Genomic DNA, 25,909 nt, shown 5'->3' with positions numbered 1-25,909 from the left:
GTTTTATTGCCATGATTCGACTCCTTTCGAATCAAGCGGACAAACTTGTCGGCTTATTTATCGAGACCGAAGGTGCTGATCGCGGCGTCCATCAAAGCCATCGACATCGACGATTGGCTATCAAAGACCCACATGTTGAGCAGGATGTCGAGCGTCAGCATGCCACAGCAAACCAGCATAAGCGTGACGAAAAACAGGCCAAGCACGTTCCACACGGAGTAGGGCGCTTCGACAACAGGCACTTGCACATAGACCGGCGCGCCGGCCATTCCGGGCATACCAGCCATCCCCACACCGCCCGCCACGGGCATCGATTCGGCGAAGGGCTCCATCACAATCTGGGCACTACCGAAGGGATCTTCCGACATCGGAACCGCACCAGCCGAGCGCAGCATGGTTGCCGCGTCGGTATCGAACGATTCCGAATCTTCGAGGGCGATTACCTGCGAACCGCTGTCCGATTCATCATCGCCGAGCGAATCGGTCGGCGAGAGCAGGAACTGATCGTCTTGTTTCAGCTGCGTGGCTTGGTCTGGATCGCCCGAATCGTCGTCCAGGGCAATCACGTCATCGTCTTCGGGCAGTTCCAGCGAATCGACGGCCGAACCACCAAGGTCGAGCGGCTCTTCCTCGAGCGACAGGCCGCTGTCGGTCGGTTTCAGGTTGATGCCCGAGTCGCCACCACGAAGCGTGACATCGCTGCCGATGCCGCTACCGATGACACTTCCGCTGGCCATGCCGATGCTATCCGAATCGAGATCGATCTCGTCCGAATCATCGTCATCCACCGGAGGCTTAGCCTTCTTCGGCGGACTGCTGATGGCCGAGCTATCAGCCATCGACAAATCGTCTTCGCCCAATTCCATGCCAGCGCCAAGAGCGACATCGCTGCCGGCCATCTTGATCGAGCCGGTGCCGCTGCCACCCAGGTTCACATCCGAGCCGCCCAGAATGCCCGATGGGCTCGTAGATTCGAGCAGCGGGTTGCTCCCCTCGCTGAGCATGTCTTCGGTGGCCAACTTGAGATCGCTATCGGCGGCAGACTTCGCGGTGTTCTTCTTACCGATGATGGTGCTGTTGGTGCCTTCTGGCGAACGGCCAAGCTCTTCTTCGCTAACGAGAATCGCTTCGTTGGCGTCAGCAGTGTTCGATGGCGAAGAGAGACCGGCCAAGGTCAGATCGAAATCGTCGGCATTCAAAGCCGAGCCGCCGGCTCGTTCCGAAACGACGCGATCGACTTCATCGGGCTTGAATTCCCAGCCAGAGCCAGTGCGCACACCAAAGATCTCGCCCTTTTGGCGCATCGTGGCGAGTTGGTCTTCGGTCACGCCCAACTTCGCGGCTGCTTCATTGCTTGCGAGATTCTTGCCGGCCATTTCGTTACTCCGCAGCGGCAGTCGGAACCGACCGCCTATTTCAACCGGCGTAGCGGCCGGTCAGCGCTGATCTGCGATGGATCGTATTTCGCGCGGTGTGGGTGTACCGCTGTTAAAGTCCTCCATGACCAGGTCCCACTGTACATTTCGAACACTTCGTAGATTGATCGCGCCACTATTCCGGTCGATGTGATACACGGCCATCACTTGACGTCGTGGATCCACGACCGTCACTTGCTGCCGACCCTCAACATCCATCGACAGTGCGAGCAACTCTCCCGGCTGAGCCCGCTCGGCGCCCGTGATGGGACGTTGAGCTTGAGCTTGCGGAAAACTGCTGGCACCCCAGACGAGAAGCACGAAACCTACGACGGCGAACCCCATCCACACACCACGCATTGCCAGCCTCCTTGCAGTTGGCGGAAGACGGGGCCGTCACATCTATTCTAAAAGCCCCATTTTCCGTTTCAAGACTTATACTTACGCCGATTTTGCCTTTCCACCGGCACAATCGGCTTGGTCGGAACGGTTCCCCTGCCCATTTGGCGGACGGAATCAGCCCAGCCCTCACCGCGCGGAGTCTACCCAGCCCGTGATCTTTATGGAAGCCTATTTTTGCCAGCATTCGCCCGCTTTCAGCCGTGAAGTGCCGATGCCGTGCCCATGCTCGCCAGCTGCCGCGGGTGGACAACTCCCACGTCTCCGCCTACGCTGATCCAGTCGCGTTTTCAGCCACTTTTGTAACGAATGCCACCATGGACGACTCGCTCTTCTTCGTGAACCTGGGCCTCCGCTACCTGCACATCCTGGGAGCCATCGCGCTTATGGGTGGCACCATTTTTATGCGATTCGCCCTGTTTCCGACGGTCCGCGAGCTGGGCGAAACCGAACGGGCCAACGTCCACGGCGGCGTGCGGGCTCGTTGGGCAAAAGTCGTGGGCATCGCCTCGGGCATGCTGCTCATCAGCGGCATCGCGAACCTTGGCCTCGCCGCGCGGTACGACTACCACGTGCCGGGCGATCTCAGCTACAGCATGCTCGGCGGACTCAAGCTGGTCCTGGCCCTGCCGATCTTCGTGATCGCTGCCCTGCTGATGGGCAAAACTGCTCTGGCCAAAAAGGTTCAGGCCAATGCGGCGATGTTCATGAACATCAACCTGGTCCTCGCCCTGATCCTCGTCTTCATCGGTGGCTGGCTGAAGTTCTCGACCAAAGAGCTGAAGGCCAAGTACAAGAACGGCAGCGCCAACCCCGCCGCCGCTCAAGTCGACGCTTCCTCACCCCAGCCTTTGCCGCTCGTGCGATAGACCTAGGCGGCCGTCGGCACGCGGCGATACGCAATCAACCTCGCCGCTTCGCCGCGATTGCGAAGCCGCTCGAGACAGATCTGAGCCAGCGACAATTCGCTAAAGCTGGCCACCAGCTTCCATTGCTGCTCATCGCGGCCCGCGCGTGTTTGCACGCGATAATGCGGGGCCATGTTGCCGGGGCCAGTCGCGGCCAACAGAGACACGGCAGACTCAACCGAGGGGGTATATAAAGCGGGCATCCGTTCCACTCGAACAAAAAGGGGGACAAATCGGGACAGTCGTCTTGGCTTTATGCTTCTCGGCCTACCTACACAGCTGCAGTCTCAGTGGAACGATCATCAAGCGATTAACAGAGAGTAATCGGCGGCCTAGCCCTCGCCGCATGAATGCATTCACTCCCTTCCCCCGTGCCGGCAGACTTCCCGGCTTCCCTACCTTCATCCACTCTCCTGGTTCGCTAAGCAGCTCTTGCTCCGCTCCCCCGCTGCTGAACAGTCCACCTTTCGCCCTCCCAACAACCCGTTTTTGATAACTTTTTGCGCGAAAAATCACATCGCACCAATCGTCGTAAGCTATTTCTGCAAAGCCATTTGCGAGCGCTATCGCCCTCAAATCACCCGTTTGCCGATAACCGCCTGATAACCACTTTCGCCCCTGTTCGCCTCACCGCCCTGAACAGGCCCTAACCGGGTGGGTCTTCGTGGCGGCAGACCTCCCGGCCTGTCTTCCTTCCTCCCCGTGACAGCAGACCTCCTGATCTGCCCAGCTCCCTTTCCGCCGTTGCCCGGTCACGCTTGAACAGTCCTCGTTCAGCTCCCTTTGATAACCAGTTTTGATAACTTTTTGCACGAAAAATCACGTCGCACCGGTCGCCCGAAACCATTTCTGCAAAGCCGTTTGCGCTCGCCATCGCCCTCAAAACACCCGTTTCCCGATAACCGTTTGATCACACCTTTTGCCCCTGTTCACCTCACAGCCCTGAACAGGCCCTAACCGAGGGGGTGGAAGATCTCCGCAGCGGTAAACCTCCTGGCCTGCTTTCAACCTCAGACCGCTCCGACCAAGCTCCTTCGTCTTGGTCCTTCGCCCCCAGTAGGTCCAGGTACTCCGTACCTGACCCTTCACCAGGTGGTCATCACCTACGGACGACCTGCCCTTTGCCCCGCTCGCAGTCCCCAGAAACATTAAAACATACTTGACAATAAGTCAACACATAGTAACAATAATCCGCGGGGGTGGCCAAGTCGAAGTTTTGGGTGGCTAGGGTAGGTACTCTACCCGTGTTGGTTGTTGGCCACCTTGAAGTAAGCCAGCACTTCGCTGGCCGGTGAAGCCCCAGCTTTCCAAGCAGTGCGAAGCTGCCCCTTACGCCAATGGCTCGATGTCCCTTTATTTGCGTGTTTTTCGCGGTGAAATTTTGAATTTCCTGAAATTATCCATTTTCCTGAATAGGAAAACTGTCACAAACAGGAAAATCTGGGGTATATTTCCTGAAATCACCCATTTTCCTGAACTGGAAAGCAATGGAAAACAGGAAACCACCAACCGAAGACGACTCGCTGGAGTGGCTGCGCAAGGCCCAACTTAGCCTCCCTCCCCTACGATTCAAACTTACGACGGCCCAGCCACGGTATCCGGGCAGCCGCAAGTGGGATTTCGAGATCGAAGCCGTCTGGGACAACCAATCCGCAGTCTTCGCCGTCGAGTACAAGTCCCTATTCAACCCCAAGGCTTTCGACGAGGCGCTTGGCCAGTGTCGCTCTGCGGTCCTTCCGCCGAATCACTTCCCGCTCCTTCTCATGCCGTACTTGCGCACATCTCAGCTAGAAGAGCTAGAGAGCTACGGGATCAGTGGCGTCGACTGGTGTGGGAACGGCGTGGTGATTGTTCCGGGCAGATTCCGAGTTTTCCGGACAGGCAACCGCAATCAATTCGCCACCTATGCCCGCATCAAGAACATTTATCGCAAGAACACTTCGATGGTGGCCCGCGCGCTCTTGAGCGCCTCGCCGTTCTCCAGCGTGCAGGAAATCCTCACTGAAGTGAATTTCCGAAACGTGCTCGCCAAGACGACCGGCAAAACGCCAATGAGCCTCGGAACTGTTTCCAAGGCGCTTAAAGAGCTAGAAGATGAGTTGATCGTTGATCGAAGCCAGGGCATTCGGTTGCTCCAAGCCGATAAATTGTTAGATCAACTGGAACAGAACTACGAACCTCCCAAAAATGCGAATCGTGTACGGCTGAAAGTCGATTGCGAGTTCAATCAGCTGCCGCAACTATTGAACGCAGCAATCGGGGTACAAGATTCTCCCTTGGTGGCGACAGGACTTTCGTCCGTGACACGATATGCCACGATGCAACGAGAAGAAGTGCTATCGATCTACTGCCCCCAGCTGCAGGCCGTACGAGCAGCGATTGGCGGGAGGGAAACGAATCGCTTCCCCAATCTCGAACTGATCGAGACAACAGAGCAGTCGCTCTACTTTGATGCCAGGCAAGACGGCGAGCCCCCGCTAGCCGCGCCATTCTATTGGGCATCTCCCACGCAAACCTATCTGGAACTGATGCATGGCGACAAACGCGATAGGGAAACAGCTGACCAGGTTCGAGACAACATTCTTCGTCATGCCGGGGCCGGCAGCTAATGGACACAATGCCAAATCTGCGGACGGCGCTCCTTGATGTCCTTTATGAAACGCGCAGCGATGATCTGAAGCTTATCATCGGTGGTGGTTACGGCATCTTCTTGAAACGGGAATACGTTGTCCAAGCTGGTAATCGAACGCTCTTTCCAGAGTGGCCCCACCCGAGATCGACAAATGACCTCGATCTCTTTCTGCGCCCAAACCTGTTAATTGAGTCGCAGAAACTGAAACCGCTATCAGAGGCACTAAAACGGTTAGGTTACGAGTTTATTCAGGGCGCTGAAAAATACCAATTCGCCAAGCCTGGTCCGACGGGCGGACGGGAAGGTGGATTGAAGATCGACATCTTAACCGGGCCTCGAAGTCGATTCGGCGGAACAGGAGCGAAAGTAGCTAATCGAAGGGTTCAGCCACGCCCTTCTGTCGATCTGCACGCGCATCCGGTGGACGAAGCGCTCACGCTGGAAGATGAACTGCTACCGCTGACACTTCAGGGACCGATCAGCAACGGATCGCCGTATCAGGCAGTGATCTACGTTCCCCACCCGCTGACCTTCGCCATGATGAAGCTGTTTGCGTTTCGGGACCGCGTTCACGATCGGGACAAAGAATTCGGGAGTTATCATGCCCTCGACCTGTACACGGTGCTGGCCATGATGAGCGAAGAGGAATGGAATCAAGCGGTAAATTTGCGACAGCAGCATTCCCTCGATCCGATGATCGAAGAGGCAGGGCGGATCGTCGATCAGCACTTCTTCTCACTCATCTCGCTAGGAGCAATTCGCATCCAGGAGAGCCCCTACTATCGCAAGGAATTGAAGCTGGCAGATTTTTGTTCGGCGATCAGAGATTTGTTCCCTCTGACTCTGACGAAGAGGGTAACTTAGTCCACCACTGCTGAGATGATCATCTCGACGCGGTAGTCGCCCGAGAGACCGGCTTGCACGCAGGCGCGGATGGGGGCGTGTCCTTGGGGGACCCAAGCATCCCAGGCCTGGTTCAGGGCAGGGGCATCGGTGATGTCGTGAAGGTAGACGAGCACTTGCAGGATCTGCTCGTGGTTGCTGCCGATCTGTTCGAGGGTGGCGTTGATCTGTCGCAGCACCTGCTCGGCTTGGCCGAAGGAGTCGGCGGTGGGATCTTCAGCCACTTCGACCCATTGGGCGATGCCGCGATGGATGACGACATCGGACCAGCGAGCGGAGTTGCCAATGCGTCGAATGGATGCCATGCGGTTGCTCCGGTGAATAAAGACGGCTCCGCATTGTGCGGCGAAAGGCACGGTCGTTCAAGTTGCCTCTTCTCTTGTCCTCGACGTAAGTTCGCTACACACTAAATCGGGGGGCGTTCAACAATTCGGGCAGCTGTTGGCCCGCAGGTGCCTTATCTCTCGTGTTTCCCACCCATGTGAGTTCAACAACGAGGGCTCTACTTGAACACTTAGGGTCAACGCAGCGAGTGTGGCACACAGACTTACGTCCGCGCGTTGACCTGGGTGCGCGAGCGGTCGATACTATCGCCCGGATCGCTGGTCGTCACTTCTCCCTGCCTTCAAGGTCCATCATGCCTACCAAGCCTACTCTCTCGCTGCTGAGTTTAACCATCGCTGGCGTCCTCAGTCTGGCGAGTCAACTTTTTGCCGCCGAACCCGCAACGGCCAGCAAGCGGCCGAACGTGCTGCTGATCGTCGCCGACGATCTGGGTTGGAGCGATGTCGGCTGGCACGGTGGCTTCAGCAAGACGCCCAACATGGACCAGTTGGTGAAGACCGGCGTCGAGCTAAATCAGCACTACGTGCAGCCCGTTTGTACGCCAACGCGCACAGCACTGATGAGTGGTCGCTATCCAGGGCGCTTTGGTCCGCATGCCCTATCACCGAGTAACTTGCGCGCGATGCCTCTAGGCACGGTCACTCTGGCTTCCGCCCTGAAGTCGCTCGGCTACACCACGGCGCAAACCGGCAAGTGGCACCTGGGAGCCAAGCCCGAGTGGGGCCCGAATGCTTTTGGCTTCGATCATGGCTACGGAACTTTGACCGGTGCCGCCGATCCGTGGACTCACAAGTATCGCAAGGGGCCTTATGAAGACACCTGGCATCGCGACGGCAAGCTCTTTCACGAAGAGGGTAACGCCACGGAACTGGTCGCGGCCGAAGCGCTCAAGCAGATCGAGCAAGCCAAGGGACCGTGGTTCGTGTACGTGCCGTTTCACGCCGTACACACGCCGGTCGATGCTCCGGCGGAATACAAAAAGCTGTATGACGGTGTGAAGTTTCACGACGATCCGGAAAAGCAAGATTCGCGGCTGCGGTTGGCGGCGATGGTCTCGCAGTTAGATGCAAAGATCGGTCAGTTCGTCGCCGCTTTGGAGAAGACGAAGCAGCGTGAGAACACGCTCATCATTTTCACCAGCGACAACGGCGGCATTGAGTCGCTGAAAAATGCGTACGTGGGCGAAGTTGGCCACTCGCCGCTCAACAGCGAAAACGATCCGCTGCGAGGTCAGAAAAATACGCTCTACGAAGGTGGCACGCGGGTCTGTGCCTTTGCCAACTGGCCCGGCACGCTGCAGCCTCGCAAGCATGTGGAAGCGATGCACGCGGTCGATTGGCTGCCGACGATTGCGGGGCTCGTCGGCTATGAATCGACGACGGACCTGAAGTGGGACGGCGTCAATCAATGGAATGCGCTTACAGGCAAGAAGGCGCAACCGATTGATCGTGTCATCTACATCGCTCACGGTTCGGGCGATGCCTCGCTGCGGCACGCCGAATGGAAACTCATTGCTCGCAAGAACGGCAAGCTGGAGCTGTTCAATATCGCAGCCGATCCCTACGAAAAAGAAGATCTGGCCGCGAAGGAAACCGAACGCGTCGTCGAGTTGAGTAAACGGATCGCTGCCGAGCGGGCGAAAGACGAAGCGAAGCTGCCGGCGGATCTGGTTGGTTTGCCAAAGTAAGCACTCACCCCTCCCTGCGATTGAAATCACATCATGCGACACACTCCACTTGCTGCTTTGCTCTCCTTCGCTGCCGCTGCGTTGTTCGTCTCGCTTGCACGGCCGGTGCAGGCAGCAGACGCCAAGCGGCCCAATATTCTGGTGATGCTGGTCGACGATATGGGCGTGATGGATACGTCAGTGCCGTTTCTGACTGACGAAAACGGCACGCCGAAAAAGTATCCGCTTAACGAGTATTATCGCACTCCGAGCATGGAGCGACTCGCGAAGCAGGGCGTGCGGTTCAATCAGTTTTATGCCATGAGTGTCTGCTCGCCGACGCGGTGCTCGATCATGACGGGGCAAAATGCCGCGCGGCATCGCACCACGCAGTGGATCAATCCGAATCAGAACAATCGCGGTGAGCAGGGACCACCGGAGTGGAATTGGACGGGCCTGAAGAAGGCCGACGCCACCTTGCCGCGCTTGCTGCAGGCAGCGGGCTACAAAACGATTCATGCGGGCAAGGGGCACTTTGGCCCGCGCGATTCCGAAGGAGAAGACCCGCGCAACCTGGGCTTTGATGTGAACATTGCTGGCTTCTCGGGCGGTGCACCTGGCAGCTATTACGGGCAGCAGGATTATGGCAACAAGGTGAACGCGAAAAATGGCAAACGATCCAACAATGCCGTGCCCAGTTTGGAAAAGTATCACGGCACCGACACGTTCCTTACCGAGGCGTTGACGATCGAGGCCAAGGCAGCCGTGACTGCTGCGGTGAAAGAAGAGCAGCCATTCTTTCTCTACTTCCCTCAGTACGCGGTACACGCGCCGTTCAATTCCGATCCGCGGTTTGCAGCCCACTATGCAGACTCAGGCAAGCCTGCCAATGCGCAGGCCTTCGCTACGCTCATTGAAGGGATGGACAAGTCACTCGGCGACATGCTCGACCATTTGAAGGAACTTCAAGTGGCCGAGAATACCCTGGTGATCTTCCTGGGCGACAACGGCTCGGATGCTCCGCTCGGACCTGAACACGAAGTAGCCTGCGCGGCACCTTTAAGAGGCAAGAAGGGCGCGCACTACGAAGGCGGCATGCGCGTACCGTTTATCGCGGCTTGGGGCCAAGCCAATGCACAGAATCCGCTGCAACGATCGCTGCCCATTGCAGCAGGCAAGATCCAATCTCAGCCTGCGGCGGTTTACGATCTGTTCCCCACGATTCTCGCGCTGGCAGGTGTGCAGAAACCCGCTGCGCACTCGGTCGATGGTTCGTCGCTGGCAACGCTGCTCAGCGGGCAAGCCGACCCGCAGCACGATGAATCGTTCTTGATGCACTTCCCGCATTCACCCCATCGCAGCGAATACTACACGGTGTATCGCCAAGGTGATTGGAAGGTGATCTATCACTATCCGCCGAGTAAAAAGTTCGGCAAGCTGAAGTACGAGTTGTTCAACCTCAAGCAGGATCCGTTCGAGTCGACCAATCTGGCCGAGCAAGAGCCCGCACAACTGCGCCGGCTGATGCAAGGGATGATCGAAAAACTGGCCGCGCAAAAAGCGGTTTTTCCCGTTGCCGAAGATGGCAGAACGGAATTGAGGCCGGAACTACCGGAAGGATAGAACCTAAGCGAAACTACGCTGCGGGTCGCAGTTGCCGCAGTTCGTCAAACAGCCCTTGCGCATTTTCGAGGCCACCCACGCTGGCGACGAAGGCAGTGATCATGCGCACTTGCTCTTCCGTCGCTTCGATTCCTTCTTCTGCGAGCAGTTCCTGGATTTCGTCGGGCTGCAGATCTTCCAAGCGGACGGGCAGTTCATCGGATGTTTCGTCGGACATGGCGGGGCTCTCCAGGCGGATCCAAATCTAGCTGCGACGTTCCCAGTCGTTTATTCGCAGCAGTCTATCTAGCGGCAGGCAACTCCTTAAGAATCGGCCGCTGCCAAGACGTGTCATGCATTGGCCGAGGCCCAGCGTTATAGGCGGCATGACGGACAGGGTTTGCCGTCACTCTGCGTAAGCTGGGCGAAGCTTGGCGAACAGGTCAGGAAAACGGAATATGCTGCTACCGCACCGCCGATGTTGGATGCAGGCTCTCCGTTTGGGTGAAGAACTTCTTTGTTTGGTTCGGTGGTCGCAGCTATGCCTCATGCGGAATTAACCCAGCACGTCCGTCTTCTGGTGGCCGAGGCCTTTGCCCGCGCGAACATGCCGCAGCCTACGGAATTCAGCGAGAGCATTCTGATCAAGGGTGGCAACTACTGCGGTCGCCGCTTTGTCGGCAACGGTGGCCACGCCATCTGGTTCGTCGAAGAGAACCAGGTAAAGGTCTATTCGGCTGATGGCCGGCTCGCTCACGTCATCTCGACGCTGATGCCACAAATGCCAATGCGTCGTGCTGCGTAGTCAATTTGGCAGCGGCTCGACCTTGTACTTGGCGAAGACGCGCTCGACTTGATCGCGCAACTGCGAATCGAGCCCCGTGAGTTTGCTGCGGTTGAGATTGAGCGTGGGAAGTCGCTCGCGGACTTCGTCACTGCGATTCTGACGATCGAGCACAATGGTTTCGCCAGCGAGGCCCTGCAGTCGAAACTCACTTTCGGTTTCTTCCACCGTGGCCAATTCGTGATAGAGCGCATAGGCCTCTTCGAGACGATTCTCCTGCACGTACCAGGCGGCGAGTCGCCCCTTGGCGAGTCGAGTCAAGCGTTGCCGCGTAGGATTCGTTCCTGGTGGAAAGTACTCCCAGACGGCCTTCCATGATGACTCGACTTTTCCCGGTTGCTCGATGTTGCTTTGGGCGAGCATGGCCTCTGCGTATTGCCCTTCAATGGTGTCGTACTTTTTGATGACCGTCGTCGGCACATTGCTGGCGACGAGCAACGGCTCTGGCATTAGCGACCAGGCAATCACGGACCCAATTAAGAACGCGGCGACAATCAAACCCAATACGCCCAGCCAGCCGAAGTGTTGTTTACGGCTGAGTGCCTGCTTGAGCATGGCGCGCGACAGTTGTTGAGTCGCTTCGTTCAGCCCCGGTGTGCTGCTGAACGTATCGAGCCCCCACGAGGGCATATCGGCGAGCCAATCGTCTTCGAGTCCGTCGATCTTTAAGCTGCGGAGTTCTTTGAGCAGATCGATGGGCCTCTGGTATCGCTCGTCCATCTTCTTGGCGAGCAACCGATGCACGATGCGGCAGAGCCCGGAAGGGACATCGGGCCGAATCGATTCCAGCCGCGGTGGTTCGTTCTTCAGATGCTGCACGGCGACCGCGAGCGCTGTATCACCATCAAAGGGCGGCCTGCCGGCGAGTACGTGGTAAGCAGTCACCCCGAGCGAGTAGAGATCGCTGCGGGGGTCGACCGGCTTCCCTTCAACTTGCTCGGGACTCATGTACAGAGGCGTGCCCATCGTCATGCCGATTTGCGTCAATTCCAGCTTGTCGTTGCCGGTGACAATGCGGGCCAGACCGAAGTCGGCCACTTTCACTTCGCCCGAGTTCGAGAGCATGATGTTCTCGGGCTTGATATCGCGGTGGATGATCCCTTCGTCAGAAGCTTTTTGGAGCGCCGCGGCAACTTGTCGCAGGACAAGTGCCACTTGCGGCGCATCGAAGGGGCGACCGCGATGGGTGAGGAGCTGCTTGAGGTTTCTGCCCGGCACGTACTCTTGCACGATGAAGTGGACGCCTTCAACGCAGCCCACTTCGTGAATCTGAACGATGTTGGCATGCACCAGCTTGGCAGCTGCTTGCGCCTCGTGATGAAAGCGGCGCACGTAGGTTTCGTTAGCGGCCAGATTTTGCCGCAGCACCTTGAACGCCACTTGGCGTTCGAGCGACATCTGCTGGGCGAGATAGACCTCGGCCATGCCACCGCGACCAAGGCGGCGAAGCAATTGATAGTCGCCCAGGCGACGCCCGACCAGATCGGGTTCGGCAGCTACTTCGCCCGGTGATTCGGTCATGTAATAGGTGTGCAACAGGAGGGGCGGTACAGGCAGCGGGAGTGCGCGGGCTACGCATTGGATCTGGGACAATGCGAAGCTGGCACCACTCAGTATGTGTTGCCAGCCGCTGCAGGGCAACTCACCCTTAAGTCACACTCGCGCGAGAATCGTTCATTGCTTTACAACGATTGCGGCAGCTTTTTATTGCACGCCTAGCGCACACTCACCGTTTCGCTGGCATCGCGTGGGGTAAACCGAAAGCCCTGGCTCTGACTGAAGAATTGCAGCGGGTTTTCGTAAACGATCTTCCGGATCAGGCTTTCCGGATGCTTGCGCCGCCGCATCTCCATGATGAAATCGGGAACGGCGGTCGGTTTGCTCGGTCCCCAGTCGCCAGCAGAGTTCACCATCAGTCGTTCGGCACCGTACATCTCGATAATGTCAGCCGCGCGAGCCGGTGTGCATTTGGTGACCGGATAGAGCGTCATGCCGGCCCAAAAGCCTTCGTCCAGCACGTGTCGCACCGTGTGTTCTTCCACATGATCGACCAGCACGCGATTGCGGTCGATGCGCTGATCGCCCGTGAGCATGTCGAGAATCATTTTGGTCCCCTGGAACTTGTCTTCCAGGTGCGGCGTGTGAATCAAGATCTGTTGCTCGTACTTGATCGCCAGTTCCATGTGTTCCAAAAACACGATGGCTTCGTTACGCGTGTTCTTGTTGAGCCCGATTTCGCCAATGCCCAGCACGTTCGGCTTGTTGATGAACTCCGGAATCATCGCGATGACTTCGCGCGACAAGCTGACGTTTTCAGCTTCCTTGGCGTTGATGCACAGCCAGCAGAAGTGCTGAATGCCGTACTGCGCGGCTCGCTTCGGTTCGACTTCGGTCAGCTGACGAAAGTAGTCGCGAAAGCCATCGACGGTGCCGCGGTCGAAGCCGGCCCAAAACGCGGGCTCGCTAATCGCCACGCAGCCCATGCGCGCGAGCGTTTCGTAGTCGTCGGTGATCCGCGAAACCATGTGAATATGCGGGTCGATGTAGTCAGGCATGGGTATGGCTCGTGAAGCGGGAATCGCCGCAACAGATTACGGACGATTTGAGGCAGGAACTTGGTGCGTTAATCTACTTGCCTATTCTCCTGCAACGTCAGTCCCTAGGCAAGCTGATCAGCCGCTTCGGTCAATGTGACCGAAGCGCCCAAAGATTGATTTTACTGCACCCCTCGCTCCTTGTACTTCGCCGAAGGTGACTACGCTCCGCGACCGTTCTCTGATGGGCGGCGCGTAGTTCTAACGATCTGGAATCCATTCGAGCCCATAACATTCAGAATTGCAGAATCGAAGAATCCAATTGTCGGTTCCCGAATCGGGATGAGTCAGAAAGACATACAAGTGAACATCTTCGCTTTTCTTGTCTGCTTCCGTGATGGTAAAGGTATCTGGCACGAACCCATCAATGCGGAATTCTGTCTCGACATTGAAGGCGTCGAATTTCCATTTGAGTCTTGGCAAGCGAGCATTGATGTCATTTCGCATTGTTTCAAGCGATACACCTTCTTGCTGCAATAGCGCACGTGCGTTGTTGGCGAAATTGTCGAACCTGTCGTCGTTCTTTGAAATCCGAATGTTAATCGAACGTCCCATGTATTCAGCGGCGCATTCCCAGCACCATTCGATTTGGGAGAATTCGCCAACACCGTCAACTATACGCGGGGATTCAAGTACCGGCGGACTATTCCGATCAACGAATTGAATGAACGCGTCAATCTCTACGGCCATGTCGTTGGGCGCATCGGATTCAATGTCGATAGTCTTGCCTGTCACTCGAATTCGGAAACTGTCATCAATACGTTCGACAAAGTCAATGCGAACGTCGTCAAAATCGAGATGTTCGCCGTAGTAAAAGTTGGTTGCATGATCTTCTTGTTCTTCGCTGTACGACAGAGGAATGTGTACGGAGCGGCCAACGAGGCAATCAAGTTGGAATGGTGAGTCAAGCCACGAGAGAATGACCGAAGGGGGATATGAATATTCGCTTCCGCCGGAAGTTCTTTCGCCCGCTTCAAGATTTATCACGACCTTGTCAATCCCCGGCTTCCAGCCTTGACGAAACCAGAGTTCGCCAGCGTCTTGCATCGCGAATACTGTCACGTCTGCGCCCGATCGAATAGTAAGGGTATTTGGGCATTCCATCGGCAATTCTCCATGACGGTTCTGCGAGCGGTCAGTGCGATCACTTCAACCGAGCATAAGCATTGGCATGAACACGAGCGGAAGAAGTCTGCACATTCTCAATTCGATTGCCCAACGGTGTTTTGTCTGACATTGCGTCGCACATCGCGCAACGGCTACGTCTTATGCGACACGCCATCCGCTCGTGTGATCGTGGAGGGTATTGTACCCCAAAGCACTGGGGCCAAGGACTCCGTTCGATGCTCCGGTCCGACACACCGCAGCAGATTTTGACACGCTCGCTGGATCACGAGAAGTCTCGCACGACTAGAGCAATGTAGTCCATTGCGGTCTTCAATCCGGGTGAGATGGAAATGCGTGGCAGGCGATCCAGTCGAACCTAGCGAGCTTTCACTTTCAGGTTCTGCAACCAGGCCTCGTCATAGGCGCGCGAGAAGGTGAGTTGCACTTGCTCGGCGCGATCGCCGGTAACTTTGCCGAGCAGGTCGATGGCTTCGTGAATTCGCTTCAGTCGGGGATCTTCGGCGACGTTATCATCCGAGCGTTCCAGCCGATCGAGCATGGCGGCCAGATCGAGGATGCGGCAGCGAATTTCGAGAAACTCCCGATTCAGCGTTTCAGTAGCGGTCAGCGACATACAGGTTCACTTGCAAAGCCACGTCGCCGAACGGCGATTGGCAGGAGGGAAATAAGCGGAGATGCGATCGACCGAGAGAAGCCAAGTGCGGCACAGTGCGATCGCTGCTGCTAGTTTCCCGTCACGGCACTCGAAAATCAAGCTGCTAACGGGCTTGTCACGGGCAATCAGGCGGCGATCACTGCTTTGCGGCCGGTGCATCCGGACTGCCGCTGCTGGGTGATGCTGGTGGCGGCGGCGGACGATCACCGCCGGGCCGCTCTCCGCCAGGACCGCGCGGTTCGAAGCCTCCGCGTCCCGGTCCACCGCGACCAGAACCCGAGCGATCTCGCTCACCCCGATCTGGTCCTCTTTCGGGGCCACCCTTGTCTGACCCTGGGCCACCGGAGCCAACCGAGCCTGGTCCACCAGGGCCGCCACTTCCCGGTCCGCCTGGTCCTCCCGGGCCACCCCCGGGACGAAAGCCGCCGCCGGGGCCACCGCGCCAGCCTTCACGGCCGGGCCATTGTTGCCAGTGAAATCGCCAGGTGAGTTCCCGTTTCATTTCTTCCGGAGTCTTGCGCTCCAGCCGTTCTTGCTGATCGGGTGGCAACTCCTTGAAGATCTTTCTCAAATCATCGTCGCTGACTTGCGGCAGCACCTTGCTGGCCATGGCGTTGAAGATCCATTGCCGTGCCAATTGCTGCTTCTCTTCCGGTGTTTTGAACGACTCAAACGAATCGCGCGTGACCTTGGAGAGCGCCGGCAACAGTCGCTCCAGATCTTCGCGAATCGGCATCGGAAAATCACTGCGCGGGCCACGCATGATGATGCCACGCATCAAGCTGCGACGCCGGGCGGCTTCGTCTTGACTCCTGAGCCGGTCGGCAAACTCTTTGGGCAACTTCTCGAGGTATTGATCTTCGTGCTGCTTCATGAACTCTTCGAGCCAGGTGAAGATGGCATCGATATCTCCCTCGGGCAATTGGCGCCCGCCGAGATCGCGCAGCCGCGAGTGCTCTTGTTGGCGCTTCAGCTCTTTAATCCGTTCGATCTGTTCGTCGCCCGAAAGCTCGAGCAAGTCGGCCCGCTGCTTCGTGGTGAGGGTCTTCAGCCATTCGTGATAACGATCGAGCGTGGTCAACAGCTGCTGGCTGTTGTTGGCGGTCACAATCTCGGCATTCAACTTGCGCAGGCGTTCTTGCTCCTCGGCCGACATCGCCTCGAAGCGTTCTTTTTTCTGCAGCAGCGAGTTCTTCTCTTCGGGCGAGAGATTCAACAGATCATCGCGCGTGCGCGGCTCTGCCTGCGCCGGGTTGCTGCCAAGAGTGGCGCAGCTGGCGACCAGCAAACAACCGAGCACGAATCGGCAAAGACTAGATGGCATCTTCACCCTCTCCGGCAAACAGACCTTCTTGACGCAACCGTTCGAGAAACTCCACGCTCTCGACATGGCGATACTGATCGACCCGTTCGATTACCGGCCAATCCTGCAAAAACTCACGCTCGGGCGCTTGCAACTGGTGGCGCACCAAAAAGAACCCTGCGACGGCTGACAAGGCGATGGCCAAACCACCTCCGGCCCACCAGGCGGCGCGGCGACGTTGCGCGGCAACCTGCAACTGATCCGCTTCTTGGTCTTGCTGTAGCGCGACCATCTCGACGGTCGAGCGCGTGAACGAAGCATCGGGCTCGGCCTTCTGCAGAATGTCGAGCAGGTCCCAAGCTTTTTGCAGCTGAGCCAGTTTTTGCCGGAAGGCAGCGTCATCGGCCAGTCGACGTTCGATGCGCGCCTGCTCGGACGATTCGAGCTCGCCGTCGAGGTAAGCGACGAGTTCGTCCTCGGAGAGAGTTTTCGCTCCGGCGGAATCGAGTTGGTTGCGTTCAACATTCATAGGTATCGAACCACTACGGGCCACTAAGCGTCATCCGCATCAGCAGCGGCCAGTTCACCCGGCCGCACGCCATGTTCGAAGTAGGGAGACAAAATCACGCGTAAATTCTCGCGGGCTCGCGACAGCAACGACTTCGTGGCTTGCACGGTCATTTCCATCGAAGCGGCAATATCCTGGTAACTCATGCCCTCGAATTTGCTGAGCAACAGCGCCATGCGCTGGCGCGGGTTCAGCGATTCGAGGGCGATCTGCACAATCTCGGCCGCTTCGGCCTTATCGAGCGCACGGGTGGGAAGTTGCCCGCTCGCGGCCAGGGCCATTTGATCGAGTTGCATCGGAGCCGAATCGCTGTTGTTCGAGCGCTCGGGAACGCCGACTTCTTTGCGTCGTGATTTGGAGCGCTGCGAATTGAGCGCTACGTTGTTGGCAATCGTAAACAGCCACGTGCTGAACTTGGCCCCCGGTTCGTAGCGTTCGCGGGCGCGAAACACGCGCAAGAACACTTCCTGAGCCAGATCTTCGGCCTGCTCGCGATTGTTCACCAGGTGTTCGAGCACGGTCAGCAAACGACCCTGGTAACGCAAGACAAGCTCTTCGAACGCGGCGGCACTTCCCGCGCGCACCTGCAGCATCAAGCGAACGTCGGGATCAGCTTGTTCGTAGGACACAGGCTGAGTTTGACTAAGAGACACGCCTTCTCCCTCTGTTACCTCAGGTTCCATCCTGCAGCCAAGTGACGGGGCCACTGGCTGCAATTGAATCTCCCAGGTTCAGTCTACCGCAGGTCGAGCCTCCTGCCACACCGCCAATGAATTCAATCCGCGAACGTAACTTCTAACCCCGCGGGCGGCATCAAGTTCCTGTTGCGCTTCGGCACCGACGAATCTGGCGGAAAATCGCGTTTCCTGTACAAATGCTATTGAATGTGTACAGTCGTATATTACAATTCTCCGATGCAAGAGCGTAACGATCCTGAGTATTGCTCAGGATTTTCCGGTTCAAAAGGATGCTGACCATGTCAATGACCGATCAACTCACCAAGCGGCAATTGGCTGTCTTCGAATTCATCCGCGAACAGGTAAGCACGCGGGGCTATGGTCCCACGGTGCGAGAAATTGGCCTGCATTTTGAAATCAGCTCGCCCAACGGCGTGATGTGCCACCTGCGTGCTCTCGAGAAAAAGGGCATGCTCCAACGCGTGCGCAAGCAAGATCGCGCGGTCGCTCGGGCCATCGAACTGGCTCCCGAATTCATCGAAGAGAATCGTGGCTTGCCACTCGTCGGTGCGGTCGCGGCCGGCCCTACCACACTCGCGTGGGAGCAGGCCGAACGGGTCGACTTTGCCGAGATGTTCACCCGCAAGAACGTCTTCGTCTTGAAGGTCCGCGGCGAGTCAATGATCGAAGCGCAAATTGCCGACGGTGACTATGTCGTGGTGAAAAAGCAAAAGACGGCTCAGCCTGGCCAGATGGTCGTCGCCCAAACCGACGACGGCGAAGCCACGCTCAAGTATTGGCATCCCGAAGGGAATCGCATTCGCCTGCAACCCGCCAACAGCAGCATGTCGCCCATCTACGTAACCGAAGCCACCATTCTCGGCGTCGTCATCGGCGTCGTCCGCGACATGAACTAGCGCCCGCGTGGCGAATTTCTGGCGATAGGCCTTCTGTTTGCCGAGATTTGCTGCATACGATTGCTACGGAGCTTATGTCGGTGTCGCTACCGGAACGGGTATTCCGATCTGGTTTGCGATCGGCGTATACAAGTCGGCTTGAGTTGCATCAGTTTCCAATGAGAGAATCAGCGAGTATTTTGCGACTTGATTCCAGCGCTGCAAAGTTGGCCGCTCCTTCCACCAGCCAGTCACTGGATAGACAGCCAACGTCCCAGAAGCTGCAAGTTGGGCAGCAGTTCCGGTCCAGACGTCAGAGTGGACTGAGCCCTTGCACCGCAAGTTTGAGCCGATTGTCCAAGCACGATCGTCTGTTCCGGAACTAACGACTCCTTCGTCTTCATCCCAAGCGGATCTGGTAATTCTCTTAAGGAACTCAGTTTCCGTTTCAGTCGGTCGCATAATTTCGAAGCGAAGTCCGTGCGATTGATAGCGGTGCTTGCGAGTCCAGCCTCGTCTTCCGGGACTTGGTTCAACAAAATACGACAGAGTCACTCGAAGGCGAATGGATTCGCCGCCCAACTGTTCCAGCACGTCTTTTGGCCAAGGCAAGCGATGCAATTGCATATCCTTGGTTTTGATTTTTTTTCGTCCCTTTACATCAGTCGTTTGGTCATACGGTTGGAGTGAATCCTGAATTATCAGCGTAGCGTTGTTACCGGCACTCCAGAGGGCGATGTTCAAATCAGGGACACCGTAGCCGTAGACGCGAAGCCGATTGTGACGCTTATTGTCCGGGAATTCTGCAAGCATCGGATCAGTCCAGCGCGCCGAGTGCACCAGCATCCCCCGCACCGATTCCGGTGTCAGAGCTGGATACTTCGACCAGATAATCGCCGCGTATCGAGCTGCCAGCGCGGTCGCTGCACTCGTGTCCCCTGTCGCGGTAAGCAATGCCCCAGTCGGGCTTGTTCGTGTCGTCAGCAGCATGAGGTCATCAACGTAATCTGCCTCGCCAGTAGTCGGATCGATTGCCTGATTGCCGCCTTCCATAACAATGTCCGGCTTGATTGGCCATGTTCGATCCTGCCAAACCACGGATGTGCGACTAGCAGGGCTGATTTGGCCCGCGTTGGCAACCGGCTTCCAGTCGCTATATGCTTCCGTTCGAATTGTTGCCTTCTCGGTATATGCCCCAACGGCAAGGGCATTCCATGCCTGAGCTGGGTCTTCGATGCCTTGCGTGTGATTATGATCAGGATACCGATGCCGACCCGCAGCAGATGTGTTGCCAGCGCTAACGATGAGCAGTCTCGAACGTCGGCTCTCCTCATCAGCGCCTGACGAGACCTGGTCGATTGCGGCCGACCATGATGATGGATAACCTTCGTCGCGACAGTCTGCCGTGACGGTCAAGGCAAAAGCGCGTTGAATCGTCTCAGGAGCTGCAATCTCAATCCGATAGACCGCTTGGGTAGTAACTTCGCCATACAAGTCCGGATCGTGTTTTCCGAGGCTGGGCAGAATTCTCACAGACTCAAGGCGGTGTTGGAGGGAAATTGGAATTGTGCTGTTGAATAGGTCAGACAGACAACCGTAGAGAGCTAGCCCGGCCATGCCCGTGCCATGTTGTTGGGGATGACCATCATTCCCAGGCCAAGCTGGGTCAACCGACAGCAAATGCTCTTCCGCAAGTGCCAAGGCAAGTAGCGGATGCCCTCGATTGATGCCTGTATCCAGATGGCAAATCGACGGCGCATTGGCTGGCGGCGGTTGAATGCGCGACAGCGAATCCTGAACAACATCCGCTTGATCGCGAGGTGGCAGTTCGACAAATTCGCTGGTAAGAATCTTTGCTAATCGTAGCTCGGCCAATAAGTCAAACAGATTCTCGATTGCGAGTAGCTGCGAGATCGTGGCTCGTGCAAGCACCACGCGGCGATCCGGAAACCGCAATGCACGCTGCGAAACCAAAACCCCCGCGGCCTGAGCGCGGGATCGAAACACATCCACCACGTCGCGAGGTCCGGGAAGTGTGTTCAGCCAGAATTCCCACCAAATGGACTGGTCGTGACGTGACGGAAACTCGCCGGTATCCGTCCAAAATGAATCGAGTACTGCCAACTGGATTTGACCAATGCTCGAGACTAGGTCATTGTTTTTTGGCTTTCCTGCGGGTGTATCCTTATCCTCATTCGCAAAGGCTTCAAACTTTCCGACAAACAGGCCAACTTTGCCTTCGGGAATAAACACGGTAGCGTGCATAACGCCAAGTGAATCAACTCGTGAGTTTCGCAGTTCGATTCCACTCCTGTCCCGCTCAAGACTCTTCAGCTGCAGCTTGAACGTCGGGTCGCTCTGAAAGTCGAGAACAATTCCCTTTGGCTTCTCAGCCGTAGGGTTTGCGGCCAATTGGATTTGCGCCTTTTGCTCGGCCGACTGTATCTGCGAAATGAGGGACTTGCTATGCGGCACTCGATCCCGAGGCGGCGTGCGAAATTCTGACGACGAAACTTGCTTTGGATATGTATATGACTCTACCGTTCCGGTTTCGTGCGGGAAGAGGTGAGATCGTTGATCCATGAACAATTCACTTTATTGCTGGCCATCGTCGGAGTCGGCTGCTCGCTCAATTCGTCGTCGATCGTGCAACATCGCAATGAGTTCACCAGACTTCACTTCGTTACGTTCTTGAAGGATGCAATGCTTGGCAGCATCGTCGCACGCCCTGGCGATTTCGGCATGACTCAACCCGTCCGCCGCCTCGCGGATTTTCGTCCAGGCAGGGCGGGAACCAAGAAAAATGCGTAGACGATTGCGAATCAAAGTCGCAATTTGCTCTGGGTCAGGTCGAGAGTAACGTATAACGTCATCGAAGCGGCGAAAAAGTGCGTCGTCGAGCATCGCCTCGTAGTTTGTGGCGGCAATCACGATGCTGTCCGAATCATCTTGTTCCAAAAATTGCAGGAACGAATTTAAGATCCGACGGATCTCGCCGACGTCGTTCTTCGCGCCTCGATCCGCTCCAATCGCGTCAAACTCGTCATAAAAGTAGACACCTTGCGTCTCTACCATCGCATCGAAGATCATTCGCAACTTGGCTGCCGTTTCGCCCATGAACTTCGTGATCAGACCGTGCAGTTGGACTGAAAACAACGGTAGCTTGAGTTCGCCTGCCAGCGCCGAGGCCGTCATCGTTTTTCCGCATCCAGATGGTCCAACAAGCAGTAGCTTTCGTCGGGCCGAGTATCCATGTTCGCGGAGACGCGATTGACTGCGGTACTCATGCAGCACGCGCTTCAAGGCTAATTCTGTCTCATGACTCAGTACCATTTCCGATAATCGGGTCTGCGGGTAGGAGGCGACAAGCAGGGCCCCTAATTCGCCAACGGGGCGAGCAATTGGAACGGCACCGCCAACTTTCCCGGCGGCCTGCTTTCGCTTGATGTCGTCAACGAGGGTGCGCAGTTGTTGGGCAAGTTGCCCTTTACCGCCACGCGCGGCATCGGCGGCGATTTGCAGGGCTACGGAAGCAAAATGCTCGCCATTCCCCTCGCCGTAGCTCCTAAGCAGTGCTTTAACTTGTTCCGCCGTCGCCATTTCTTACTTCAATTTGTCTTACCGTCTTCGATGTTGGAGCAACTGCCCATCATCTTACTGAAACTCATGGTTTAAGTCAGTCGAAACTTGCAGGTCTCCCAAGCCGTCCGTGCCTGCTCCTTTAAACCGAGTTGGACACTGGCGAAAGGCCATGTGGATTATTATTACGATTTGTTGACTTAGTGTCAAGGATATTTTAAAGTTTATGGAGCCACGGAGGAGCCGAGCAAAGGGCAGGTCGTCGGTAGGTGATGACCACGTGGAGCAGTCTGCCTGGGTGTCAGGCGTTGGCGCTGGATAACCCACGGGCTTGCGCGGGCGAAGTGCGAAGTTGGCGGATTCGCGGCGGTTCTGCGGCCGCAAGCGGCTCGGTTAACCAATAGGAGGATAGTCCGGCACGGAGGCTGAGTACCCACCCGGTTAGGGCCTGTTCAGGGCCGTGGGGTGAACAGGGGCGAAAGGGGTGGTCAAACGGTTATCGGGAAACGGGTGATTTGAGAGTTAGATTGATCGCAACTGGAATAATAATAACGGCTTATGGCGATCGCGGTGAATTGATTTTTATCGCAAAAAGTTATCAAAACTGGTTATCAAAGGAAGCTGAACGAGGACTGTTCAGGCACGGTCGGGCAACGGCGAAAAGGGAGCTCGGCAGATCACGAAGTCTGCTGTCACGGATAGGAAGCAGGGAAAGCCGGGAGGCCTGGCGCCACGAACACCCACCCGGTTAGGGCCTGTTCAGGGTTGTGAGGTGTACAGGGGCGAACGGGGTGATCGAATGGTTATCGGGAAACTGGTGATTTGAGAGTTAGAGTGATCGCAACTGGCTTATTAATAACGGCTTATGGCGATCATTGTGATTTCATTTTTATCGCAAAAAGTTATCAAAACTGGTTATCAGAGAGGCTGAATGGGGACTGTTCAGGCATGGTTGGGCAACGGCGAAAAGGGAGTTCGGCGGATCTCGAGGTCTGCTGTCGTGGGAGAAAGGAACGCAGGCCAGGAGGCCTGCCGCCATGAAGAACCACCCGGTTAGGGCCTGTTCAGCCTGCGAAGTGAACAGGGGCAAAAGGGGTGATCAAGCGGTTATCAGTAAACGGGTGATTTGAGGGATAATTCTGGCGTAAATGATTTATAGAAAACAGGTTGCGTCTATTCGATTCGCGATGTTTTTCGCGCAAAAAGTTATCAAAACTGGTTATCAGAGGGGTGAAATGTTCAGAAGCGGCGGGGTGGCCGGGTTTGTCGTCCGCGCTGCTAAGCTGTTCAGCGGCACGCAACACTACTCGCGACTCTTTTCTGCGGCGATCTCTTCTGGAGCAAGCAATGAAGCTCACCTTCGATTCCCGAGTTTTGCTGGGCGGCTGCTGCCTGGTCATGGCGTTACTAGCCTTGAAGGGACTTCAGTCCCCATTGGCCACGGCTCAGGCCCCCGCAGCCACTGCGGACAAAGCTGCAGATAACCTCGACCGCACAACCCTGCCCATTCCCGAGCCCAAGATTCCACACAGCACGGTCCTTGATGCCCGTAATGCGAAGGCTCCTCCGCGTTTTGTGGTCAAAGCACCCGCTAAAGCACCGAATGTGCTCATCGTGCTGATCGACGATATGGGCTTCGGTCAGGCCAGCGCGTTTGGCGGACCCGTCCACATGCCCAACCTGGAACGGCTGGCCAAAGGTGGCCTGCGATACAACAAGTTTCACACGACGGCCCTGTGCTCGCCAACTCGCGCGGCACTGCTAAGTGGTCGCAATCATCACATGGGCAACATGGGCTCGATCACTGAGACAGCCACTGCCTTTCCAGGCCAGACCGGCCAACGCCCCAATGCCATCGCTCCTCTGGCGGAAATGTTACGGCTGAACGGCTACAGCACCGCGGCGTTTGGCAAGTCGCACGAAACGGCCGCTTGGGAAGTCAGCCCTTCGGGGCCCACCGACCGCTGGCCAACCCGCTCGGGCTTCGACAAGTTCTACGGCTTCATTGGTGGTGAAACCAACCAATGGGCACCGGCCATTTACGAAGACATGAGCCGCGTCGAGATCCCTCGCGATCCGAACTATCACTTCATGAACGACATGACGAACCAGGCGATCAAATGGACGAGTGCGCAAAAGTCGCTCACACCGGACAAGCCCTTCTTTACCTACTTTGCCCCCGGAGCCACTCACGCGCCCCATCACGCGCCGAAGGAATGGATCGCCAAGTACCAGGGAAAGTTTGACCAGGGCTGGGACAAACTGCGCGAGGAAACGCTGGCCCGTCAGATCAAACTGGGTGTCGTTCCCGCAGGAACGAAGCTCGCGCCTAAACCGGCAGCCATCAAAGACTGGGACACACTATCTGCTGAGGAGAAAAAACTGTTCGCCCGCCAGATGGAAGTGTTTGCCGGCTACGGCGAGTACGCGGATTACGAAATCGGCCGGCTGATTCAGGCGATTGAAGACCTCGGCCAACTCGACAACACGCTTATCTTTTATCAAGCGGGCGATAACGGCGCGAGTGCCGAAGGCACGATGAACGGGCTGTTCAACGAAATGACCTACTTCAATGGCGTCCCTGAAACGGTTCCCGAGATCCTGAAGCACTACGACGATCTCGGTGGCCCCAAATCGTATCCTCACTACGCGGCCGGTTGGGCGGTCGCTGGCGATGCACCGTTTACCTGGACCAAGCAAGTCGCCGGCAGTTACGGCGGCACGCGCAATCCACTGGTTGTGCACTGGCCCAAGGGAATCGAGGCTAAGGGCGAACTTCGCTCGCAATGGCATCACGTGATTGATATCGCGCCGACGATCCTCGAGGCAGCAGGTTTGCCGGAGCCGACCTCCGTAAACGGTACCGTGCAGTCGCCCATTGAAGGCGTGAGCATGGTCTACACGTTTGCCGACGCTAAAGCCAAGGACCGTCACAAGACGCAGTACTTCGAAATCTTCGGCAATCGCGGCATCTACCACGACGGCTGGCTGGCCCATACCGTTCACCGCGCTGCCTGGGAGTATCAGCCTCGACGCCCGCTGCTGGAAGACAAATGGGAGCTGTACCACGTCGATGAAGATTTCAGTTCCGCCAACGATCTGGCAGCCAAGCATCCCGATAAGCTCAAAGAGTTGCAGGAGTTGTTCCTGCAGGAAGCGATCAAATATCAAGTGTTGCCGCTGGATGATCGCGTGGTCGAGCGATTAAACGCAGCTCTTGTGGGACGACCCGATCTGATGGCTGGTCGCACCTCGCTAACGGTGTTTGAGGGGATGATCGGCATGACCGAGAACGTCTTCATCAATACCAAGAATCGGTCACACAGCATCACGGCAAACGTGACAATCCCCAAGGGAGGTGCGCAGGGCGTGTTGATTTCGCAGGCCGGCCGTTTTGGCGGCTGGAGCCTGTATGTGAAGGACGGCAAGCCCACCTACACCTATAACTTTCTGGGCCTCAGCTCTTCAAAAGTTGCGTCCACCAAGCCCTTGCCCGAAGGCAAGGCAACGATCCGCTACGAGTTCAAGTACGACGGCGGTGGTCTCGGCAAAGGTGGCATTGGTACGATCTTTGTGAACGACGAAAAAGTCGCGGAAGGTCGCATCGAGCGTACGCAGCCAAACATGTTTTCGGCCGACGAAGGGGCCGACGTAGGCCTGGATGGCGAAACACCGGTCACTGACGACTACGAAGAGGGAAACAACCGTTTTAACGGCAAGATTGCCAAAGTGACGATTGAGCTGAAGTGATTTAGGGCGCAGCGAGCGGAGGTTTCCGTTCGGTGATCTACTCGA

General features: G+C 56.8%; 23 protein-coding genes. 8 read left to right on the top strand and 15 right to left on the bottom strand.

What is annotated here, in order from left to right:
• Positions 1-53: 53 nt before the first annotated feature.
• Both NA78x_RS18500 and NA78x_RS18495 read right to left on the bottom strand, forming a co-directional pair.
• Positions 54-1,376 carry a helix-turn-helix domain-containing protein gene (locus tag NA78x_RS18500; RefSeq protein ID WP_425613854.1) on the bottom strand — a complete coding sequence of 441 codons (1,323 nt, stop codon included), beginning with the start codon at positions 1,374-1,376 and terminating at the stop codon, positions 54-56.
• Positions 1,377-1,436: 60 nt separating this feature from the next.
• Entirely contained in the window at positions 1,437-1,775 is a 339-nt protein-coding gene (locus tag NA78x_RS18495) for a hypothetical protein (protein WP_425613853.1), read from the bottom strand.
• A 356-nt stretch (positions 1,776-2,131) separates the two neighbouring features.
• On the opposite strand from NA78x_RS18495, the gene NA78x_RS18490 reads away from it, so the two are divergent.
• The gene (locus NA78x_RS18490) at positions 2,132-2,683 is read left to right on the top strand and encodes a hypothetical protein (RefSeq protein WP_425613852.1); all 552 of its coding nucleotides are present in this window, start codon (positions 2,132-2,134) and stop codon (positions 2,681-2,683) included.
• Between the two features lie 2 nt (positions 2,684-2,685).
• Here NA78x_RS18490 and NA78x_RS18485 read toward each other — a convergent pair whose 3' ends face one another.
• Positions 2,686-2,889 carry a hypothetical protein gene (locus NA78x_RS18485; protein ID WP_425613851.1) on the bottom strand — a complete coding sequence of 68 codons (204 nt, stop codon included), beginning with the start codon at positions 2,887-2,889 and terminating at the stop codon, positions 2,686-2,688.
• A gap of 1,320 nt (positions 2,890-4,209) precedes the next feature.
• Here NA78x_RS18485 and NA78x_RS18480 point away from each other — a divergent pair.
• Positions 4,210-5,331 carry a hypothetical protein gene (locus NA78x_RS18480; protein ID WP_425613850.1) on the top strand — a complete coding sequence of 374 codons (1,122 nt, stop codon included), beginning with the start codon at positions 4,210-4,212 and terminating at the stop codon, positions 5,329-5,331.
• Entirely contained in the window at positions 5,331-6,218 is an 888-nt protein-coding gene (locus NA78x_RS18475; RefSeq protein ID WP_425613849.1) for a hypothetical protein, read from the top strand. Before NA78x_RS18480 ends, NA78x_RS18475 begins: the two co-directional genes overlap by 1 nt.
• Here NA78x_RS18475 and NA78x_RS18470 read toward each other — a convergent pair.
• Positions 6,215-6,562: a RidA family protein gene (locus tag NA78x_RS18470; RefSeq protein WP_425613848.1), complete on the bottom strand. Its 348-nt coding sequence runs from the start codon at positions 6,560-6,562 to the stop codon at positions 6,215-6,217. The genes NA78x_RS18475 and NA78x_RS18470 overlap by 4 nt on opposite strands.
• Positions 6,563-6,894: 332 nt before the next feature.
• Between NA78x_RS18470 and NA78x_RS18465 the strand changes: the two genes are divergently transcribed.
• Both NA78x_RS18465 and NA78x_RS18460 read left to right on the top strand, forming a co-directional pair.
• Positions 6,895-8,289 carry an arylsulfatase B gene (locus tag NA78x_RS18465; RefSeq protein ID WP_425613847.1) on the top strand — a complete coding sequence of 465 codons (1,395 nt, stop codon included), beginning with the start codon at positions 6,895-6,897 and terminating at the stop codon, positions 8,287-8,289.
• 33 nt (positions 8,290-8,322) lie between these two features.
• Positions 8,323-9,891, top strand: a complete 1,569-nt coding sequence (locus tag NA78x_RS18460; protein ID WP_425613846.1) for a sulfatase — start codon at positions 8,323-8,325, stop codon at positions 9,889-9,891.
• Between the two features lie 13 nt (positions 9,892-9,904).
• Here NA78x_RS18460 and NA78x_RS18455 read toward each other — a convergent pair whose 3' ends face one another.
• Positions 9,905-10,108, bottom strand: coding sequence for a hypothetical protein (locus tag NA78x_RS18455; protein WP_425613845.1), 204 nt, complete (start codon positions 10,106-10,108; stop codon positions 9,905-9,907).
• A 303-nt stretch (positions 10,109-10,411) separates the two neighbouring features.
• Between NA78x_RS18455 and NA78x_RS18450 the strand changes: the two genes are divergently transcribed.
• Positions 10,412-10,675 carry a hypothetical protein gene (locus NA78x_RS18450; RefSeq protein WP_425613844.1) on the top strand — a complete coding sequence of 88 codons (264 nt, stop codon included), beginning with the start codon at positions 10,412-10,414 and terminating at the stop codon, positions 10,673-10,675.
• Here the strand turns inward: NA78x_RS18450 and NA78x_RS18445 are convergent, their stop codons facing one another.
• From NA78x_RS18445 to NA78x_RS18415, 7 genes are all read right to left on the bottom strand, one after another.
• Positions 10,676-12,235, bottom strand: a complete 1,560-nt coding sequence (locus tag NA78x_RS18445) for a serine/threonine-protein kinase (RefSeq protein WP_425613843.1) — start codon at positions 12,233-12,235, stop codon at positions 10,676-10,678. It abuts the gene before it with no gap.
• Positions 12,236-12,429: 194 nt separating this feature from the next.
• Positions 12,430-13,269 carry a TatD family hydrolase gene (locus NA78x_RS18440; protein ID WP_425613842.1) on the bottom strand — a complete coding sequence of 280 codons (840 nt, stop codon included), beginning with the start codon at positions 13,267-13,269 and terminating at the stop codon, positions 12,430-12,432.
• A 240-nt stretch (positions 13,270-13,509) separates the two neighbouring features.
• The gene (locus NA78x_RS18435; protein WP_425613841.1) at positions 13,510-14,412 is read right to left on the bottom strand and encodes a hypothetical protein; all 903 of its coding nucleotides are present in this window, start codon (positions 14,410-14,412) and stop codon (positions 13,510-13,512) included.
• Positions 14,413-14,791: 379 nt separating this feature from the next.
• Positions 14,792-15,049 (bottom strand): hypothetical protein, encoded by a 258-nt coding sequence (locus NA78x_RS18430; RefSeq protein WP_425613840.1) that lies wholly within the window; start codon positions 15,047-15,049, stop codon positions 14,792-14,794.
• A 178-nt stretch (positions 15,050-15,227) separates the two neighbouring features.
• Entirely contained in the window at positions 15,228-16,415 is a 1,188-nt protein-coding gene (locus NA78x_RS18425; protein ID WP_425613839.1) for a hypothetical protein, read from the bottom strand.
• Entirely contained in the window at positions 16,405-16,923 is a 519-nt protein-coding gene (locus NA78x_RS18420; protein WP_425613838.1) for a hypothetical protein, read from the bottom strand. Before NA78x_RS18420 ends, NA78x_RS18425 begins: the two co-directional genes overlap by 11 nt.
• 23 nt (positions 16,924-16,946) lie before the next feature.
• On the bottom strand, positions 16,947-17,615 hold the full coding sequence (locus tag NA78x_RS18415; protein ID WP_425613837.1) for an RNA polymerase sigma factor: 669 nt from the start codon (positions 17,613-17,615) through the stop codon (positions 16,947-16,949).
• Between the two features lie 323 nt (positions 17,616-17,938).
• Here NA78x_RS18415 and lexA point away from each other — a divergent pair, with 323 nt between their 5' ends.
• Complete coding sequence (lexA, locus tag NA78x_RS18410; protein WP_425613836.1) at positions 17,939-18,556, top strand: transcriptional repressor LexA; 618 nt, start codon at positions 17,939-17,941, stop codon at positions 18,554-18,556.
• Between the two features lie 72 nt (positions 18,557-18,628).
• On the opposite strand, the gene NA78x_RS18405 is transcribed toward lexA, so the two are convergent.
• The 3 genes from NA78x_RS18405 to NA78x_RS18395 form a co-directional block, all read right to left on the bottom strand.
• Complete coding sequence (locus NA78x_RS18405) at positions 18,629-21,118, bottom strand: S8 family peptidase (protein WP_425613835.1); 2,490 nt, start codon at positions 21,116-21,118, stop codon at positions 18,629-18,631.
• A 12-nt stretch (positions 21,119-21,130) separates the two neighbouring features.
• Positions 21,131-22,135, bottom strand: a complete 1,005-nt coding sequence (locus NA78x_RS18400) for an AAA family ATPase (RefSeq protein ID WP_425613834.1) — start codon at positions 22,133-22,135, stop codon at positions 21,131-21,133.
• A 1,043-nt stretch (positions 22,136-23,178) separates the two neighbouring features.
• Complete coding sequence (locus tag NA78x_RS18395; protein WP_425613833.1) at positions 23,179-23,472, bottom strand: hypothetical protein; 294 nt, start codon at positions 23,470-23,472, stop codon at positions 23,179-23,181.
• Here NA78x_RS18395 and NA78x_RS18390 point away from each other — a divergent pair.
• Positions 23,462-25,864, top strand: coding sequence for an arylsulfatase (locus tag NA78x_RS18390; RefSeq protein ID WP_425613832.1), 2,403 nt, complete (start codon positions 23,462-23,464; stop codon positions 25,862-25,864). The genes NA78x_RS18395 and NA78x_RS18390 overlap by 11 nt on opposite strands.
• Positions 25,865-25,909 lie beyond the last annotated feature (45 nt).

The sequence above is a fragment of the Anatilimnocola aquadivae genome (assembly GCF_049819085.1).
Lineage (GTDB): Bacteria > Planctomycetota > Planctomycetia > Pirellulales > Pirellulaceae > Anatilimnocola.
This window is presented reverse-complemented; position numbering and strand designations above follow the sequence as displayed.

Excerpts from the sequence above, each read along its gene's own strand:
- NA78x_RS18450 (WP_425613844.1), top strand. The coding sequence starts at position 10,412 with ATGCCTCATGCGGAATTAACCCAGCACGTCCGTCTTCTGGTGGCCGAG.
- NA78x_RS18435 (WP_425613841.1), bottom strand. The coding sequence starts at position 14,412 with ATGGAATGCCCAAATACCCTTACTATTCGATCGGGCGCAGACGTGACA.
- NA78x_RS18490 (WP_425613852.1), top strand. The coding sequence starts at position 2,132 with ATGGACGACTCGCTCTTCTTCGTGAACCTGGGCCTCCGCTACCTGCAC.
- NA78x_RS18465 (WP_425613847.1), top strand. The coding sequence starts at position 6,895 with ATGCCTACCAAGCCTACTCTCTCGCTGCTGAGTTTAACCATCGCTGGC.
- NA78x_RS18500 (WP_425613854.1), bottom strand. The coding sequence starts at position 1,376 with ATGGCCGGCAAGAATCTCGCAAGCAATGAAGCAGCCGCGAAGTTGGGC.
- NA78x_RS18420 (WP_425613838.1), bottom strand. The coding sequence starts at position 16,923 with ATGAATGTTGAACGCAACCAACTCGATTCCGCCGGAGCGAAAACTCTC.
- NA78x_RS18460 (WP_425613846.1), top strand. The coding sequence starts at position 8,323 with ATGCGACACACTCCACTTGCTGCTTTGCTCTCCTTCGCTGCCGCTGCG.
- lexA (WP_425613836.1), top strand. The coding sequence starts at position 17,939 with ATGTCAATGACCGATCAACTCACCAAGCGGCAATTGGCTGTCTTCGAA.
- NA78x_RS18455 (WP_425613845.1), bottom strand. The coding sequence starts at position 10,108 with ATGTCCGACGAAACATCCGATGAACTGCCCGTCCGCTTGGAAGATCTG.
- NA78x_RS18405 (WP_425613835.1), bottom strand. The coding sequence starts at position 21,118 with ATGGATCAACGATCTCACCTCTTCCCGCACGAAACCGGAACGGTAGAG.
- NA78x_RS18425 (WP_425613839.1), bottom strand. The coding sequence starts at position 16,415 with ATGCCATCTAGTCTTTGCCGATTCGTGCTCGGTTGTTTGCTGGTCGCC.
- NA78x_RS18400 (WP_425613834.1), bottom strand. The coding sequence starts at position 22,135 with ATGGCGACGGCGGAACAAGTTAAAGCACTGCTTAGGAGCTACGGCGAG.
- NA78x_RS18480 (WP_425613850.1), top strand. The coding sequence starts at position 4,210 with ATGGAAAACAGGAAACCACCAACCGAAGACGACTCGCTGGAGTGGCTG.
- NA78x_RS18390 (WP_425613832.1), top strand. The coding sequence starts at position 23,462 with ATGAAGCTCACCTTCGATTCCCGAGTTTTGCTGGGCGGCTGCTGCCTG.
- NA78x_RS18430 (WP_425613840.1), bottom strand. The coding sequence starts at position 15,049 with ATGTCGCTGACCGCTACTGAAACGCTGAATCGGGAGTTTCTCGAAATT.
- NA78x_RS18445 (WP_425613843.1), bottom strand. The coding sequence starts at position 12,235 with ATGACCGAATCACCGGGCGAAGTAGCTGCCGAACCCGATCTGGTCGGG.
- NA78x_RS18470 (WP_425613848.1), bottom strand. The coding sequence starts at position 6,562 with ATGGCATCCATTCGACGCATTGGCAACTCCGCTCGCTGGTCCGATGTC.
- NA78x_RS18440 (WP_425613842.1), bottom strand. The coding sequence starts at position 13,269 with ATGCCTGACTACATCGACCCGCATATTCACATGGTTTCGCGGATCACC.
- NA78x_RS18475 (WP_425613849.1), top strand. The coding sequence starts at position 5,331 with ATGGACACAATGCCAAATCTGCGGACGGCGCTCCTTGATGTCCTTTAT.
- NA78x_RS18495 (WP_425613853.1), bottom strand. The coding sequence starts at position 1,775 with ATGCGTGGTGTGTGGATGGGGTTCGCCGTCGTAGGTTTCGTGCTTCTC.